The 14,284-nt window shown below is 64.0% G+C and carries 13 protein-coding genes; 9 read left to right on the top strand and 4 right to left on the bottom strand.

The genetic code is table 11. The features are described 5' to 3' along the window. The first annotated feature begins 117 nt into the window (after positions 1-117). Entirely contained in the window at positions 118-1,281 is a 1,164-nt protein-coding gene (locus AC1RBA_RS26060) for an acetyltransferase domain-containing protein (RefSeq protein ID WP_492420291.1), read from the top strand. Between the two features lie 12 nt (positions 1,282-1,293). Here AC1RBA_RS26060 and AC1RBA_RS26055 read toward each other — a convergent pair whose 3' ends face one another. From AC1RBA_RS26055 to AC1RBA_RS26045, 3 genes are all read right to left on the bottom strand, one after another. Then, positions 1,294-3,165, bottom strand: a complete 1,872-nt coding sequence (locus AC1RBA_RS26055) for a carboxypeptidase-like regulatory domain-containing protein (RefSeq protein ID WP_492420289.1) — start codon at positions 3,163-3,165, stop codon at positions 1,294-1,296. 106 nt (positions 3,166-3,271) lie between these two features. Continuing rightward, complete coding sequence (locus AC1RBA_RS26050) at positions 3,272-3,802, bottom strand: isochorismatase family protein (RefSeq protein WP_492420287.1); 531 nt, start codon at positions 3,800-3,802, stop codon at positions 3,272-3,274. Between the two features lie 178 nt (positions 3,803-3,980). Then, positions 3,981-4,898 (bottom strand): LysR family transcriptional regulator, encoded by a 918-nt coding sequence (locus AC1RBA_RS26045; protein ID WP_492420375.1) that lies wholly within the window; start codon positions 4,896-4,898, stop codon positions 3,981-3,983. A 119-nt stretch (positions 4,899-5,017) separates the two neighbouring features. Between AC1RBA_RS26045 and AC1RBA_RS26040 the strand changes: the two genes are divergently transcribed. The 3 genes from AC1RBA_RS26040 (at position 5,018) to mmsB (ending at position 8,752) form a co-directional block, all read left to right on the top strand. Then, positions 5,018-6,235, top strand: a complete 1,218-nt coding sequence (locus tag AC1RBA_RS26040) for an ABC transporter substrate-binding protein (RefSeq protein ID WP_492420285.1) — start codon at positions 5,018-5,020, stop codon at positions 6,233-6,235. Positions 6,236-6,321: 86 nt separating this feature from the next. Next, positions 6,322-7,836: a CoA-acylating methylmalonate-semialdehyde dehydrogenase gene (locus AC1RBA_RS26035; protein ID WP_492420283.1), complete on the top strand. Its 1,515-nt coding sequence runs from the start codon at positions 6,322-6,324 to the stop codon at positions 7,834-7,836. Positions 7,837-7,846: 10 nt separating this feature from the next. Next, positions 7,847-8,752: a 3-hydroxyisobutyrate dehydrogenase gene (gene mmsB / locus AC1RBA_RS26030; RefSeq protein ID WP_492420281.1), complete on the top strand. Its 906-nt coding sequence runs from the start codon at positions 7,847-7,849 to the stop codon at positions 8,750-8,752. Here the strand turns inward: mmsB and AC1RBA_RS26025 are convergent. Next, on the bottom strand, positions 8,749-9,138 hold the full coding sequence (locus AC1RBA_RS26025) for a DUF1090 family protein (protein WP_492420279.1): 390 nt from the start codon (positions 9,136-9,138) through the stop codon (positions 8,749-8,751). The two genes, mmsB and AC1RBA_RS26025, sit on opposite strands and share 4 nt — an antisense overlap. Before the next feature lie 152 nt (positions 9,139-9,290). Here AC1RBA_RS26025 and AC1RBA_RS26020 point away from each other — a divergent pair, with 152 nt between their 5' ends. The 5 genes from AC1RBA_RS26020 to AC1RBA_RS26000 all read left to right on the top strand — a co-directional run bounded on the left by AC1RBA_RS26020 (position 9,291) and on the right by AC1RBA_RS26000 (position 14,041). Further along, positions 9,291-10,115, top strand: a complete 825-nt coding sequence (locus AC1RBA_RS26020) for a tetratricopeptide repeat protein (RefSeq protein WP_492420277.1) — start codon at positions 9,291-9,293, stop codon at positions 10,113-10,115. Then, on the top strand, positions 10,112-11,113 hold the full coding sequence (locus AC1RBA_RS26015) for a tetratricopeptide repeat protein (protein WP_492420275.1): 1,002 nt from the start codon (positions 10,112-10,114) through the stop codon (positions 11,111-11,113). The genes AC1RBA_RS26020 and AC1RBA_RS26015 overlap by 4 nt, the downstream gene beginning before the upstream one ends. A 68-nt stretch (positions 11,114-11,181) precedes the next feature. Next, positions 11,182-12,396 carry an AGE family epimerase/isomerase gene (locus AC1RBA_RS26010; protein ID WP_492420273.1) on the top strand — a complete coding sequence of 405 codons (1,215 nt, stop codon included), beginning with the start codon at positions 11,182-11,184 and terminating at the stop codon, positions 12,394-12,396. Continuing rightward, the gene (locus AC1RBA_RS26005; protein WP_492420271.1) at positions 12,393-13,325 is read left to right on the top strand and encodes a carbohydrate kinase family protein; all 933 of its coding nucleotides are present in this window, start codon (positions 12,393-12,395) and stop codon (positions 13,323-13,325) included. Before AC1RBA_RS26010 ends, AC1RBA_RS26005 begins: the two co-directional genes overlap by 4 nt. Before the next feature lie 263 nt (positions 13,326-13,588). After that, positions 13,589-14,041 (top strand): hemerythrin domain-containing protein, encoded by a 453-nt coding sequence (locus AC1RBA_RS26000; protein ID WP_070310706.1) that lies wholly within the window; start codon positions 13,589-13,591, stop codon positions 14,039-14,041. The last annotated feature ends 243 nt before the right edge of the window (positions 14,042-14,284 follow it).

Here is a 14,284-nt window from a genome sequence, read left to right as displayed (position 1 = left end):
TCATTGTTCGAACCCAGCAGCATAGAGCCGGGGTCAGACCCGGCGGGTCTGACCCCAGATTTTGCTGGTGGGGTGAAATAACACTGCCGACTCACTAAAGTTTTTATACATCAACCAATGACTGCTCCCCTGACTTCTCCCGCCACCCTGCGCACCCGCATCGCCGTCATCGACGTGCTGCGCGGCCTCGTCATGCTGATCATGCTGTTCGACCATGTGCGCGAGACCGTCTTTTTACATCACCAGGTCAGCGACCCCATGGATGCGGCCCACGTCGATCCGGCCCTGTTCTTCACGCGCCTGGCCGCCCACGTGTGCGCGCCCATGTTCGTTTTCCTGACGGGACTGTCCGCCTGGTTGTACGCGCATCCGGCCGCCGGTCCCCGTAGCGCCACGGGATTTTTGTTCAAGCGGGGCTTGCTGCTGGTCGTGCTGGAACTGGTGTTCGTCAATTTCGCGTGGAGCGGGGCGTTTCCGCCCGCCGTGCTGTACCTGCAGGTGATCTGGGTCATCGGCCTGGCCATGATGGCGCTGGCCGTGCTGCACAAGCTGCCCTTGAAAGTGCTGCTCGTGCTCGGTGTGGCGATGATCGCGGGCCAGCATTTGATGACTGGCTTGCGCGCGGAAGAGGGCAGCCTTGGCTATTACGCTCTGACGGTGCTGCTGCAACGCGGTTATCTGGTGGCCGACGGTGCGATGAAGATCAAGGTCAGCTATCCGCTGCTGCTGTGGATAGGCGTGATCGTGCTCGGCTATGCTGCCGGCCCCCTGTATGCGCGCAGCCGCTCACCGGAAGGACGGCGGCGCTGGCTGCTGGCGCTGGGCGCGGGCAGCTTGCTTCTGCTGGGCCTGCTGCGCGGCTTCAATCTGTATGGCGAAACCCTGCCGTGGGTGGCGGGCGACACGGCCTTGCGCACGGCCATGAGCGTGGTGAACTTCACGAAATATCCGCCGTCGCTGGACTTTTTGCTGTTCACCCTGGGCCTGGGCCTGCTGGGCCTGGCCTGGCTGGAAAGCGTCGATAACGGGTTCACGCGGGCTTGCGCCACCTTTGGCGGCGCGCCCATGTTTTACTACTTGCTGCATCTGTATCTGCTGCTGGCCATCGGCCTGACCTTGACGGCCGTGCTGGGCGCCAATCACGGCACCCGCTACGGCGTCGAGCATATCTGGCAAGTCTGGCTGCTGGCCTTGCTGCTGATGCCCGTGCTGTACTTCCCCTGCCGCGCGTTTGCCAATTACAAGCGCACGTCGCAGCAGGCGTGGGTGCGTTACTTCTGAGTCAAGCCTATTCTATTTGCAGTACAGCCTGTCAATGCTGTGGCTGGACGCCAGGTAATGCCGCGTTTGCCAACCGATGGCCACCCTGTAGGCGCACGGCGGATCCAGCGCCACGTTGACGGGGAAGCCGCCATTGTTGCCCGACAGGTGAGGCCCGCCTGCGCCGCCGCGGAACAGATAATTGCTGGGCGGTGGAGGCGGCGTGAAACTGGCGGCCGGCAGCGGTGGCGGCGGATGCTGGATGCCGTTGTTGTTGGAAATCGTGATAGTGAAAAAGCGCAAATGCGGGTGGTCTATCGTGTACAGGATATGCACGAGGCCGCCCGCGATGGGATTGCAGGCATTGCTGCGCAATTCTTCCAGGTCCAGCGCCACGATGACGGGCGAGTTGTCGAAGACGATGGAGTCGAGCCCGTCCGTGGCCACGAGCGCCAGGGTATTTCCGTCACGCACTTCGAAACCCAGGCGGTAGCGGCGTATCGGTTCGCTTTCGGCCGCCGTCAGGCTGCGGCCCGCGTCGAGGATGGGCAAGCCGCCCGGCAGCTTGGCCGGATGCAGGCTGGTGATGGCGGGCGTATTCACGGTGAGCAAATCGAAGGTGCGCAGGAAGATGTTGGGCGCCACGTTGACGACGGCCGTCGTGCCGTCGCGCATGTCCACGGTGACGGGCTTGCCGTCCACGCGTATCCAGCCGCCCGGTTTCAAGTCGCCCGCATCGACGATCACCTGCGCCGAGTCGGCCAGGCCCAGTCCGTTTGTATAGAACACATAGCCGACGAGCGTGCCGAGCACTTGCGTGAGCGGCGCCAGGCTGGCGGGCGGCACCGTCGGGATGGCTGTCGGGTCGTCGCTGCCGCCCGGCCAGGACCATTCGCCGATGAGGAAGCGGTATTCGAGCGGATTGGCGGGAATGGCGCTGTTGCGCAGCGGACAATTGCCTTTCAACGTGACGCCGCCGGCGAACACGTACGAGGCGCCGGGGCCGCCCGCATAGCCTTGCGCGGAAAAGCCCGCCAGCGAAGGGAAGGGGTGGATGTCGAACACTTCCACCTGCTGCCAGTGGGGCACGCCTTCCACATCGGGCGGTAGCACTTCTTTCGAGCACAATTCCACGCAGAAACAGTGGCCCACGTTTTCGCGGCCCGGCTGGCGCCCGTTGGCCTGCGTTTCCGACAGGATGGTCACGCTGCCCAGCTGCGCCGTGAAGTACACGTCGGGTCCGCTGGCAAATTCCACGTTGATGAACGGCGAGAATGGCGTCAGCGTGAAGTCCGACGTCAGGTAGTCGATGCGGAAGCGCCCGCTGGTGTCCGTCACCGCAACGCCCAGCGCATCGTCCTGCAGCCAGTCCGCGTCGAACGCCCGCACGGTGGCGCCCGCGATCGGCGTGTGCGGCGCGTCGCAGGTGCGCAGGCGGCCGCAGATGGTCCAGGCGCCGAAGCGGGCGCGCACCAGGCACCAGAAGCGTTGCGGCAGGCAATAGTCCCAGACAGCGACGAAATCGTTGTCGACCTGGCGCCAGCGGGGCTGGAGGGTGGTGATGGAAAATTGCAGCGGCACGGGGTCTTTCGTTCCCGGTTTCAAATGCGGCACGGTGGGGCACAGGATATCGACCTCCACAGCCTCGCCCTGGTAATCGCCTTCCAGGGTGAAACTGTAGTTGCCGTCGTCATCGGTGCGCGCTTCGGCCAGCAGGAAGGGGGCTTTCGCCTGCACTTCCTCGTCAGAGAGGATGGCGAAGGTTTCCTTGGCGCTGGCCACGGCCAGGGCCGTGACGTTTTGCGTGTCGCGCGGCCGGTACAGGCGCACGATGACGTGCGACAACGGTTCCGGACATTCGGCACAGATCAAGCCGCACAGCTTGCCCCGCAGGATATAGGCCATGATGGTTCTCCAGCTCGGTTGGACAGTTGCGCCGTTCAAGATGGCGACGCTGTTACCAAGCTAGCAAACGGGCAGCCGATGGGTTTGATCCTGCGTAAAGGAGTGCCTATTTGATCAGCGCCAATACCTCGCGGAAACGCGGGTGCTTGCAGTCGCGTAGCCATTCAAAGGCCAGCATTTCCACCGTCACCAGCTGCGCGCCCAGCTTGCCCAGGCGCGCCAGCGCCGCGTCGCGGCTGGCGGCCTGGCGCGAACCGACGGCGTCGATGGCGATGATGACGTCATACCCGAGCCCGAGCAGGCCGATGGCCGTCTGCAGCATGCACACATGGGCTTCGCAACCCGTGACGACGATCTGTTTGCGCCCGGCGGGCAGCATGTCCTGCAAGCCATCAAAGCAGGCGCCGAAATGCGTCTTGTGCAAGGTCCGTTCGCACAGGGTGGCGATCTCTTCCACATTCGGCCCCAGTCCCTGGCGGTTCTGTTCCGTGCCCAGCACGGGCACGTCGAGCAGGCGGGCGATCTTTGCCAGGCGCAGGTTTTGCGCCAGCACCAGGCCGGCCTCGTGGATGGCCGGCATCAAGCGGCCTTGCAGGTCGACAATGACCAGTACGGCCTGGTTTGCATCTATCAGCATGGCGATCTCCTGAAACACCTGCCAAAACCTACTGCGCGTCGGTAGTCGCGGCCTGCGATGCTCACTGTACCTTCGTACAGTTGCGCGTCTCGACCACAACTCCCTTCCGCTCGCTACGGTTTTATCAGGCGTTGTTAGTAATTAATATGTGGCGCCAGTGTAGCGCGCCGCAGTGTGCTCAAGTTGGCCAGCTGGGCGTGGCCGTTTCGCCCATCAGATAGGCGTGATTGAGCTCGATGGCGCCGCGCAGGTAGTTCCACAGGGCGCTGACGCGGGCGATGTTGCGCCGTTCGCTGGGCGAGATCATCCAGAAGGCGCGCAGCAGGTCGATCTCGCCGTCGAGCACGGGCACCAGTTCGTTCGACTGCTGGGCCACGAAGCAGGGCAGGATCGCCAGTGCCTGGCCCGCGCGCGCCGCGTGGTACTGGGCGATCACGCTGGTGCTGCGAAACGCACGCAGGGAATCGGGCGCCACGTTGTCCATGTAGCGCAGCTCCGAACTGAAGACCAGGTCGTCCACATAGCCGATGATCGGGTGCTGCGCCAGCTGCGCCACGCTGGTGATCGGGGCGTGGCGCGCCAGGTAGGCCGGCGTGGCGTACAGTTTCAGGCGGTAGTCGGACAATTTCGTCACGACATACGGGCCGGACAGCGGGCGCTCGATGGAAATAGCCACGTCCGCCTCGCGCTTGGACAGGCTGACGAAGCGGGGCACGGCGATCAGGTCCACGCTGATGTGCGGGTATCTGCCGCAAAACTGCGCCAGGTGGGGCGCCAGCACGATGGCGCCGAAGCCCTCTGTAGCGCCCAGGCGCACCTGGCCCGACAGCAATCGGTTGTGTTCGCCCAATTCCTCGGTGGCGGCAAACACCGTGCTTTCCATGGTTTCCGCGTATTCCATCAGGCGGTGGCCCTCGGGCGTCAGCTGGTAGCCCACGTAATTGCGGTCGAACAGCTGCGTGCCCACCTGCTCCTCGAACTTGCGCATGCGTCGCGACACGGTGGAATGGTCGATGCCCAGCTTTTTCGCCGCGTCGACGAGTCCCGCGCTGCGCGTCAGTTCCAGGAAGACCCGTACATTGTCCCAATCGAGCACTTTGTTCTCCTTGTGCATTTTTGCAAAGGAATTATGCATTAATTCCACTTGAACGCATATTTTTACACATGCAGAATGCATCTAAACATATAAGAAAACCCGTTCACCTGGAGACACGCATGAAAAAAACCGTTCTGGCCATGGGCGCGCTGGCGCTTTCCCTGTCTTTCACCGGCGCGCACGCGCAGATTTCCGATGGCGTCGTCAAGGTCGGCATCCTGACCGACATGTCCGGCCCGTATTCGGCCATGGGCGGGCGCGGCTCCGTCGTCGCCAGCCAGATGGCCGTCGAGGATTGTCTGAAGGCCGAATGCAAGGGCATGAAGATCGAGATCCTCTCGGCCGATCACCTGAACAAGGCCGACATCGCCGCCTCCAAGGCGCGCGAATGGATCGACCGCGACAAGGTCGACGCCATCGCCGATCTGACCAATTCCTCGGTGGCCCTGTCCGTGCAAAAACTGATGAAAGAGAAGGGCGGCATCGCCATGTTCAGCGGCCCGGCCACGGGACGCCTGACGAACGAGGATTGCTCGCCGAACGGCTTCCACTGGATGTTCGACACGTATTCGCAGGCGGCCGGCACGGCGGCGGCGCTGACCAAGCTGGGACAGAAATCCTGGTATTTCGTCACCGTTGATTATGCGTTCGGCCATTCGCTGGAAAAGGATGCCAGCGAAGTCGTCAAGCGCAATGGCGGCACGGTGCTGGGCGCCGTGCGCCATCCGCTGAACGCGTCCGATTTCTCGTCCTTCCTGGTGCAGGCGCAAGGGTCGAAAGCACAGGTGATCGGCCTGGCCAACGGCGGCGCGGACACCGTCTCCGCCATCAAGCAGGCGCGCGAGTTCCGCATCGGCAGCGGCAAGGACCAGCGCCTGGCCGCCTTGCTCGTGTTCCTCTCCGACGTGCACGCGCTGGGGCTGGAAACGGCTCAGGGCCTCGTCTACGCGGACGGCTTTTACTGGGATTTCGATGACCGCAGCCGCTCGTTTGCCAAGCGTTTCGAGGCGCTCAACAAGGGCGCCAAGCCGACCATGGTGCAGGCGGGCGTGTATTCGAGCGTCTACCACTACCTGAAATCGGTGGCGGCCGCGAAAAGCGACGACTCGAAGATCGTCGCCCAGAAAATGCGCGAGCTGCCGATCAAGGACTTTGTGATGAACAACGCCTCGATCCGCCCCGACGGCCGCGTCATCCACGACATGTACCTGGTGCAGGTCAAAACCCCGGCCGAATCGAAAGGCGCGTGGGATTACCTGAAAGTGCTGTCCACCATCCCCGCCGACCAGGCGTTCAAGCCGATGGATGGGGCGGCATGCAATCTCGTTAAAAAATAATTCCGGGGTCAGACCCGTCGGGTCTGACCCCAGCTTTACGCCGTTGGGTTTAGCTGAACAAACATCGCACACCCGGAGCCTCAATCATGAACCAAGCCCTCACCTCTGTCCCCTCCATCCCCCTGCACATCGCCGGCAAGCATCACGCCTCGGCCAGCACGGAATGGCGCGACGTCGTCAACCCGGCCACGCAGGAAATCGTTGCCAGGGTGCCGTTTTCCACGCCCGACGAAGTCAATCTGGCCGTCGCCACGGCCAAGGAAGCATTTAAAACGTGGCGAAATACCCCGCTGGCGGCGCGCATGCGCATCATGCTCAAGTACCAGCACCTGATCCGCGAAAACATCGGCGCCCTGGCCGAACTGATCACGCGTGAACATGGCAAGACCCTGCCCGACGCGGAAGGCGAAGTGATGCGCGGTCTGGAAGTGGTGGAGCACGCGTGCTCGATCGCCACCCTGCAGTTGGGAGAAATCGCGGAAAACGCGGCCACGGGCGTCGATGTCTACAATATCTACCAGCCGCTGGGCGTGGGCGCCGGCATCACGGCCTTCAATTTCCCCGTCATGCTGCCGTGTTTCATGTTCCCCATCGCTATCGCCTGCGGCAATACGTTTGTCCTGAAACCGTCGGAGCAGGACCCGTCATCGACCATGTACCTGGTCGAACTGATGTACCAGGCCGGCTTGCCGGCGGGCGTGCTGAACGTCGTGCATGGCGGCGCCGACGTCGTCAACATGCTGTGCGACCATCCCGACATCAAGGCCGTGTCCTTCATCGGCTCCACCCATGTGGGCACGCATGTCTACCGCCGCGCCAGCGAATCGGGCAAGCGCGCACAATCGATGATGGGCGCGAAAAACCATTGCGTGGTGCTGGCCGACGCCAACAAGGAACAGGCGATCAATAACCTGATCGGCGCCGCGTTCGGCGCGGCCGGCCAGCGCTGCATGGCCAATTCCGTCGTCGTGCTGGTGGGTGAGGCCCGCTCCTGGCTGCCGGAAATCGTTGCCCGCTCGCAAGCGCTGAAAGTGGGGCCGGGCAGCGACCGCACGGCCGACCTGGGCCCGATGGTCTCCAAGGCGGCCATGCAGCGGGCGGAAAAGCTGATCCAGGCGGGCGTGGACGAGGGCGCGCAGCTGCTGCTCGACGGCCGCGGCCACAAGGTGGCCGGCTACGAGGGCGGCAACTTCATGGGGCCGACGATTTTCTCGAAGGTGGCAGCGTCGAACGCCGTCTACACGCAGGAAATCTTCGGCCCCGCCATGTGCGTGGTCGAAACGGAGACGCTCGACGAAGCGATCGCCTTCATCAACGCCAACCCGAACGGCAACGGCACCTCGATCTTCACCTCGTCCGGCTGGGCGGGGCGCAAGTTCCAGAACGAGATCGACGTGGGGCAGGTGGGCATCAACGTGGCCATCCCCGTACCCGTCGCGTATTTCAGCTTCACGGGCTCGCGCGCGTCGAAACTGGGCGACCTGGGCCCGAACGGCAAGCAGGCGCTGTACTTCTGGACGCAGACCAAGACCGTCACGGCGCGCTGGTTCGCCCCGGACGATGGCGGCAGCGGCGTCAATACCACCATTGCGATGAAATAAGGAGGCGGCGATGAGCACCAATATCGTTTTCATCGGCCTGGGCAACATGGGCTTACCCATGGCGCAAAACCTGGTGCGGGCCGGCCATGCGGTGACGGGTTTCGACTTGCTGCCAGCCAGCGTGCAGCAGTTTGCCGACGGCGGCGGCCTCGTGTCGGACGATCAGGGCGCGGCGATAGGCCAGGCCGACATCGTCATCACCATGCTGCCGGCCAGCCGCCACGTGCTGGGCGCTTATTTGGGTAACCCTTTGGGCGACGCGGGCATCCTGGCGCAGGCGCGGCCCGGCACCTTGCTGATCGACTGTTCGACGATTTCCACCGAGGCGGCGCGCCAGGTGGGCCGCGCGGCCGAGGAAAAGGGCATGCCCATGCTGGACGCGCCCGTCTCGGGCGGTACGGCGGGCGCCACCAACGGCACCTTGACGTTCATGGTGGGCGGTGAAGAATCCGCGCTGGCGGCGGCGCGCCCCTACCTCGACGTCATGGGCAAGGCGATCTTCCACGCGGGCGGCTCCGGCTGCGGCCAGACGGTCAAGATCTGCAACAACATGCTGCTGGGGATTTTGATGATCGGCACCAGCGAGGCGATACGCCTGGGCGTGGCCAATGGCCTCGATCCGAAAGTGGTGTCGGACGTGATGGCGAAAAGCTCGGGCCGCAACTGGACCCTGGAGGTGTACAACCCGTGTCCCGGCGTGGCCGAGAACGTGCCCGCGTCGCGCGGCTACACGGGCGGCTTTGGCGTCGACCTGATGCTGAAAGACCTGGGCCTGGCCGTGGAAAGCGCGCTGGCCAGCGGGGCGAGCGTGCCGCTGGGCGCCCTGTCGCGCAATCTATATAGCTTGCACAGCAAGGCGGGGGCGGGCGCGCTGGATTTCTCCAGCATTTATCAGCTGCTGGGCGAGAAAGCTTAAGGCTGTTGCGCCTGCAGGGCCGCCAATTCGGCCCTGGCTTTTTCCAGCTTGCCTTCCAGCTTGGCGATTTTCTTTGACTGTTTATTCGCTTCCTGGGCCAGGCGCAGCGAACGCTCCGTCTGGTTCACCTTGGCCTGCGCCTTCAGCACCTTCTTGTTGTGGCGTTCGACCAGCGCGTTGTCGCGGCAGTGGGCGTTGACTTCGTCGAGCGCGCGCGTCAGGCCCGCGACCTTGTCGGACAGGCCCTGTTCCTGCGCCTGCTGCAATTCGCTGCGGATGCTTTCGCGCTTGGCGGCGCAGCCGGCCAGCTGGGTGTCTGCGGCGCTGGCACCCACGCAGGCGGCGGCGAGCAGCAGGGTCAGGGCGGTTTTCGATAGAAGGTTCATGGCATTCCTGTGTCAGTGGTGAGCCCGTGCAATGTAAGCCTGCCAACGCCCCCTGTCAAACTTCGCCTACCGTGCGCACCTGTCCCGCATGGCATCGGCTACCATGCGTGTTTTCTTCTTGTCGACACCGCCGCATGACCAGGAAATTACTATTGCTGCTCCCTTTGCTATTGCCGCTGCCTGTACTGGCGCAAACCTCGCCTACCTTGCTCGATCTGCAGCTGATCGCCATCAAGGCGCGGGCCGATGCGGCCAGCCATAGTCCGGAAAGCATCGCCGAATTTGCCGAAACCCGGCGCGTGGCCGAAACGGGCGACGTGGAGGCGCAGCTGGAACTGGCGCGCATGCTGCAGCTGGGCGTCGGCGCGCCGCAAGACACGGCGCACTCGATGGCCTGGATACGCAAGTCGGCCGAAGGCGGCTATGCGCCGGCGCAGGCAGCTTTGGGGCTGGCCTACACGGTGGGCGGCAAGGTGCCCATCGACCGCGTGCAGGGAGAGTACTGGCTGCGCAAGGGCGTGGCGCAGGGCGACGCGCTGGCGCAAACCATGCTGGCGCTGGAATTCATCGATGGCAGCAGCCCTGCCGAAGAACAGGCGCTGGCCATCACCTGGCTGAAGAAGGCCGCGCTCGAAGAACACTTTATTCCTGCCTATAATGCGCTGGGCGAGCACCTGATGCGCGCAGCCGCCGATGAGCAGGAGCGCGGCGAGGCCTTCCGCTGGTATGACAGATCGGCGCGTGAAAAGGAACCGGCCGGCATGCGTAACCTGGCCCGCGCGCACGAGCTGGGTCTGGGCGTGGCGCAGTCGGACAAGCTGGCCCTGGTCTGGTACGAGCGGGCGGGATGGAGCGGCGACTTGCCCGCCATGCGGCGCATGCTCGACGTGTACGTGAAGGGTGAACTGGGACAACAGGCGAATGCCGAAGACGCCGCCGAATGGCGCGCCAGGCTGGCGGAAAGCGAGAAGAAATGAAGACCATCGTATTGTTATTGACCCTGGCGCTGGCGCAGCCCGTGCTGGCGCAGCCTGCGCCCTCCAAAGAACCGCGCCAGCATCCGGCGCTGGCCGAATTCGATATGTCCGGCCTCGACGACATGCGCGCGAAGGTGCAAGCCGTGGTCAACCGCCCGGCCGACCTGTCGCCGGAAAAAATCACCGCCTACGACAAGACGCGCCGTACCGCCGAAGGGGGCGATGCGGCCGCCCAGCTGGAGCTGGCGCAGATGCTGCACGAAGGCGAGGGCACACCGCGCGACGTTGACGCCGGCCTGGCGTGGATGCGGAAATCGGCCGAAGGCGGCTATGGCCCGGCGCAGGCATTCCTGGGCGTCGCCTATACGCTGGGGCAGGGCATGGCGGTGGACCGCAAGCTGGGCGAATACTGGTCGCGCAAGGGCGCCGCGCAAGGCGTGGAACTGGCCAACTTCATGGTGGCCCAGCACTTTGAAAACATCCACAGCAGTCCGGCAGAACAGGCGCACGCGCTGCACTGGCTGAAGTTCTATGCCGAAAACGGTTTTATTCCCGCCTACAATGAAATCGGCTACCGGCTGATGATGACGGCCAAGGACGAGACGCAGCGCAAGGAAGCGTTCGGCTGGTACATGCAGGCGGCCAAGGCGCTCGATCCGCCGGGCTTGAACAATGTGGCCTACTCGTATGAAGTGGGGCAGGGCGTGCCGCAGAGTGACGAGGCGGCGCTGGGCTGGTATGAAATGGCGGCCATCGCCAAGAGTCCCCCGGGCCAGACGGGCTTCGCGCGGCTGCTGGAGCAGGGCCGCGGCGGCCCTACCCGGCAAGGGCCGGCGCCCCAGCCCTTCGAGTTGTACCTGCTGGCGGCGAAGCAGGGCGACGCGGAAGCCATCGAACGGCTGGTCAAGGTGTACGATAAGGGCGAGCTGGGACAGGCGGCCGACCCGGCGCAAGCGGCACTGTGGCGCGAAAAGCTCAGGCTGGCCAGGACTCCCTAAGTGGACGAGACGGGGCGGAAACGGCATGCTATCATCATTGTTATCGATAACAATATCATGAGAGACCCATGAATCCCGATTTCCGCTCCAGGGCCATGCTTGAAAAGCACATCCTGCACACGATGCACTTCTACCACCCGCGCGCGTTTGACCCGAGCGGCGGCTTTTACCACTTCTTCCTCGACGACGGCACCGTCTACGACGCTGCCACGCGTCACCTGGTCAGCAGCACGCGCTTCATCTTCAATTACGCCATGGCTTACCGCCATTTCGGCGGCGACGATTACCAGGCAGCGCTGCGCCATGGCGTGGCCTTCCTGCGCGACGTGCACCGCGATCCGGACACGGGCGGCTACGCCTGGCAACTGTCGTGGAAAGACGGCGTCAAGACGGTCGAAGACGGCGCCAACCACTGCTATGGCCTGGCCTTCGTGCTGCTCGCCTATGCGCATGCCTTGCAGGCCGGCGTGACGGAAGCGCGCGCCTACCTGGACGAGACCTTCGAACTGATGGAGCAGCGCTTCTGGCTGCCCGAGCACGGCCTGTATGCGGACGTGGCCAGCGCCGACTGGGTCACGCTCGATGGCTACCGTGGCCAGAACGCGAACATGCATGCGTGCGAAGCCATGCTGGCCGCGTTCGAGGCGACGGGCGAGGCGCGCTACCTGCACCGCGCCGAAACCCTGGCGCACAACATCACGGTGCGCCAGGCGGGCCTGGCCAACGGCATGATCTGGGAACACTACAAGAGCGACTGGGCTATCGACTGGGATTACAACCTGCACGACAAGAGCAATATCTTCCGTCCCTGGGGCTACCAGCCCGGCCACTTCACGGAATGGGCCAAGCTGCTCCTGATCATGGAGCGCCACGCCAGGTTCATGGCCGGACCATCGGAGTGGCTGCTGCCGCGCGCGCGCGAACTGTACGACACGGCGCTGGCCAAGGCCTGGGATGGCGCGCATGGTGGCATCCACTACGGTTTCGGCCCGCACGATGAAATCTGCGACGGCGACAAATACTTCTGGGTGCAGGCGGAAAGCTTCGCCGCCGCCGCCGTGCTGGCCGCACGCACGGGCGACGACGCCTACTGGCAAAGCTACGACAAGATATGGGACTACAGCTGGAAGCATTTCGTCGACCACGAACACGGCGCCTGGTACCGCATCCTGACGCCGGAAAACCAGAAAATCAGCAACGAGAAAAGCCCGGCCGGCAAGACCGATTACCACACCATGGGCGCCTGCTATGAAGTGTTGAGCGTGATCGGCGGTGCCGTATGAGCGCCGCCTTCCCGCGCGAATTTCCACAATTCGTGTCGGCCGGCGAAGCGCTGACGGACATGCTGCGCACGGGGCCGGACGCCTGGAGCAGCCAGGTGGGCGGCTCGACCTGGAACGTGGCGCGCGTGATGGCGCGCCTGGGCGTGCCCAGCGCCTTTGCCGGCGCCGTCAGCCTCGACGTCTTCGGCGACGCGCTGGCGCAAGCGACCGACGCGGCAGGCCTGGACATGCGCTTCTTGCAGCGCCGCGCGAAATCGCCGCTGCTGGCCATCGTGCATGAACTGCATCCTCCCACGTATTACTTCATCGGCGACGACAGCGCCGACCTGCATTTCGACGCGGCGCAGCTGCCGGCCGGCTGGATGCAGGGCGCGCAATGGGTGCATTTCGGCGGCATCAGCCTGGCGCGCGAACCGCTGGCGGGCAAGCTGGTGGCGCTGGCGCAGGAGCTCAAGGCGGCTGGCGTGAAAATCAGCTATGACCCGAATTTCCGCATCATGATGGATGCGCGCTACGACGCCACCCTGCGCCGCATGACGGAGCTGGCCGACGTGATCAAGGTGTCGGACGAAGACCTGGCGGGCCTGTTCCGCCACGACGATATCGATGGCGCGTTTGCCGTGCTGCGCGGCTGGAATCCGCAGGCCACGTATTTGTATACGCGTGGCGCGCAAGGTGCGGCGCTGTACCGGGGCGAACAGACATGGCAGGCGGCCCCGCCCGCCATCGAGGTGGTCGACTCGGTGGGCGCGGGCGACGCCAGCATCGGCGGCTTGCTGTACAGCCTGATGTACCGGCCCTATGCGGACGGCGGCCAGCACTTGCGCTTTGCCGTCGCGGCCGGAGCAGGCGCCTGCCTGGCGGCCGGCGGCTCGCCGCCTTCGGTGGACCTGGTGGAATCGCTGGCGCAGCGCACGCAGCTGCGTTAAGTCGTATGGCGCGGTGCGCCGGCAGGCAGGCGCACCACGCATATTTTTTACGCAATGCAAAAATTTATCATGGTCAGCTTGATCTGCATCGAAACGCGTTGACCTTCCCGCCAGGCCTACCTTGACGTTGGCAATCCTCCTACATGCACGCCGCATGGCCCTGTCTAGAATGGGGACTTCATTGCACACCTGGAGAACACATCATGGCCACCCAATCCCATCAGGCAGCGTCCGTTTCCCAGCAAAATGCCGGTATGCAAGACATGGATGCGATCGAACTGCTGACGCAAGATCATCAGACGGTGAAGGACTTGTTCGAACAGTACGAGGGGCTCAGCGACAGGTCGCTCGCCAGCAAACGCAAGCTGGCGCTGAAAATCTGCGAGGAATTGAGCAAGCATGCGATGGCGGAAGAGGAAATCTTTTATCCGGCCGTGCGCGAGGCCAGCCGCCTGAACGAAGACTTGATCGACGAAGCCATCGTCGAGCACGCCTCGGCCAAGGAATTGATCGCGCAAATCGTCGCCATGGCGCCCGGCGAAGACTTGTACGACGCCAAGGTCAAGGTCTTGTCCAGGCAGATCGAGCAGCACGTACAGGAAGAGGAGGGCGAGATTTTTCCGCGCGCGCGCGAGGCGCAACTCGATCTGCTGGCCATGGGCGGCCAGATCGCGGCGCGCAAGGCGGAAATGCAAGTGCCCGGGATGCAGCCCTGAGCCTGCCTGGCCGCGTGTGACTAGCGCGCTGGCCCTGTCGACGCCCGTTACATCAAGGTAAGCGCCATCAGAGGATGCGTGGCGGGCGCCTGCTGGCGGCAGGCGGTTCACCGCCAGCGGTGCAAGTGGTGGAATCGTTGCTGGAGCGTACGATATGGCGATGATGTGGGGATGGCGTGTCTATTCAGCGGCGCCAGGGCGCCCTTTTTGCGAGAATAGGCGTAAGATTTGCTCTCTTGCCAT

Source organism: Janthinobacterium sp. GW823-FHT03B06 (genome assembly GCF_058796955.1).
The sequence above is the reverse complement of the archived record's forward strand: the minus strand, read 5'-3'. Positions and strand labels throughout refer to the sequence as shown.

What these genes read in the sequence shown, in the direction of transcription:
- AC1RBA_RS26015 (WP_492420275.1), top strand. Translation starts at nt 10,112, where the DNA reads ATGAAGACCATCGTATTGTTATTGACCCTGGCGCTGGCGCAGCCCGTG.
- AC1RBA_RS26050 (WP_492420287.1), bottom strand. Translation starts at nt 3,802, where the DNA reads ATGCTGATAGATGCAAACCAGGCCGTACTGGTCATTGTCGACCTGCAA.
- AC1RBA_RS26055 (WP_492420289.1), bottom strand. Translation starts at nt 3,165, where the DNA reads ATGGCCTATATCCTGCGGGGCAAGCTGTGCGGCTTGATCTGTGCCGAA.
- AC1RBA_RS26040 (WP_492420285.1), top strand. Translation starts at nt 5,018, where the DNA reads ATGAAAAAAACCGTTCTGGCCATGGGCGCGCTGGCGCTTTCCCTGTCT.
- AC1RBA_RS26025 (WP_492420279.1), bottom strand. Translation starts at nt 9,138, where the DNA reads ATGAACCTTCTATCGAAAACCGCCCTGACCCTGCTGCTCGCCGCCGCC.
- AC1RBA_RS26005 (WP_492420271.1), top strand. Translation starts at nt 12,393, where the DNA reads ATGAGCGCCGCCTTCCCGCGCGAATTTCCACAATTCGTGTCGGCCGGC.
- AC1RBA_RS26010 (WP_492420273.1), top strand. Translation starts at nt 11,182, where the DNA reads ATGAATCCCGATTTCCGCTCCAGGGCCATGCTTGAAAAGCACATCCTG.
- AC1RBA_RS26000 (WP_070310706.1), top strand. Translation starts at nt 13,589, where the DNA reads ATGGATGCGATCGAACTGCTGACGCAAGATCATCAGACGGTGAAGGAC.
- mmsB (WP_492420281.1), top strand. Translation starts at nt 7,847, where the DNA reads ATGAGCACCAATATCGTTTTCATCGGCCTGGGCAACATGGGCTTACCC.
- AC1RBA_RS26035 (WP_492420283.1), top strand. Translation starts at nt 6,322, where the DNA reads ATGAACCAAGCCCTCACCTCTGTCCCCTCCATCCCCCTGCACATCGCC.
- AC1RBA_RS26060 (WP_492420291.1), top strand. Translation starts at nt 118, where the DNA reads ATGACTGCTCCCCTGACTTCTCCCGCCACCCTGCGCACCCGCATCGCC.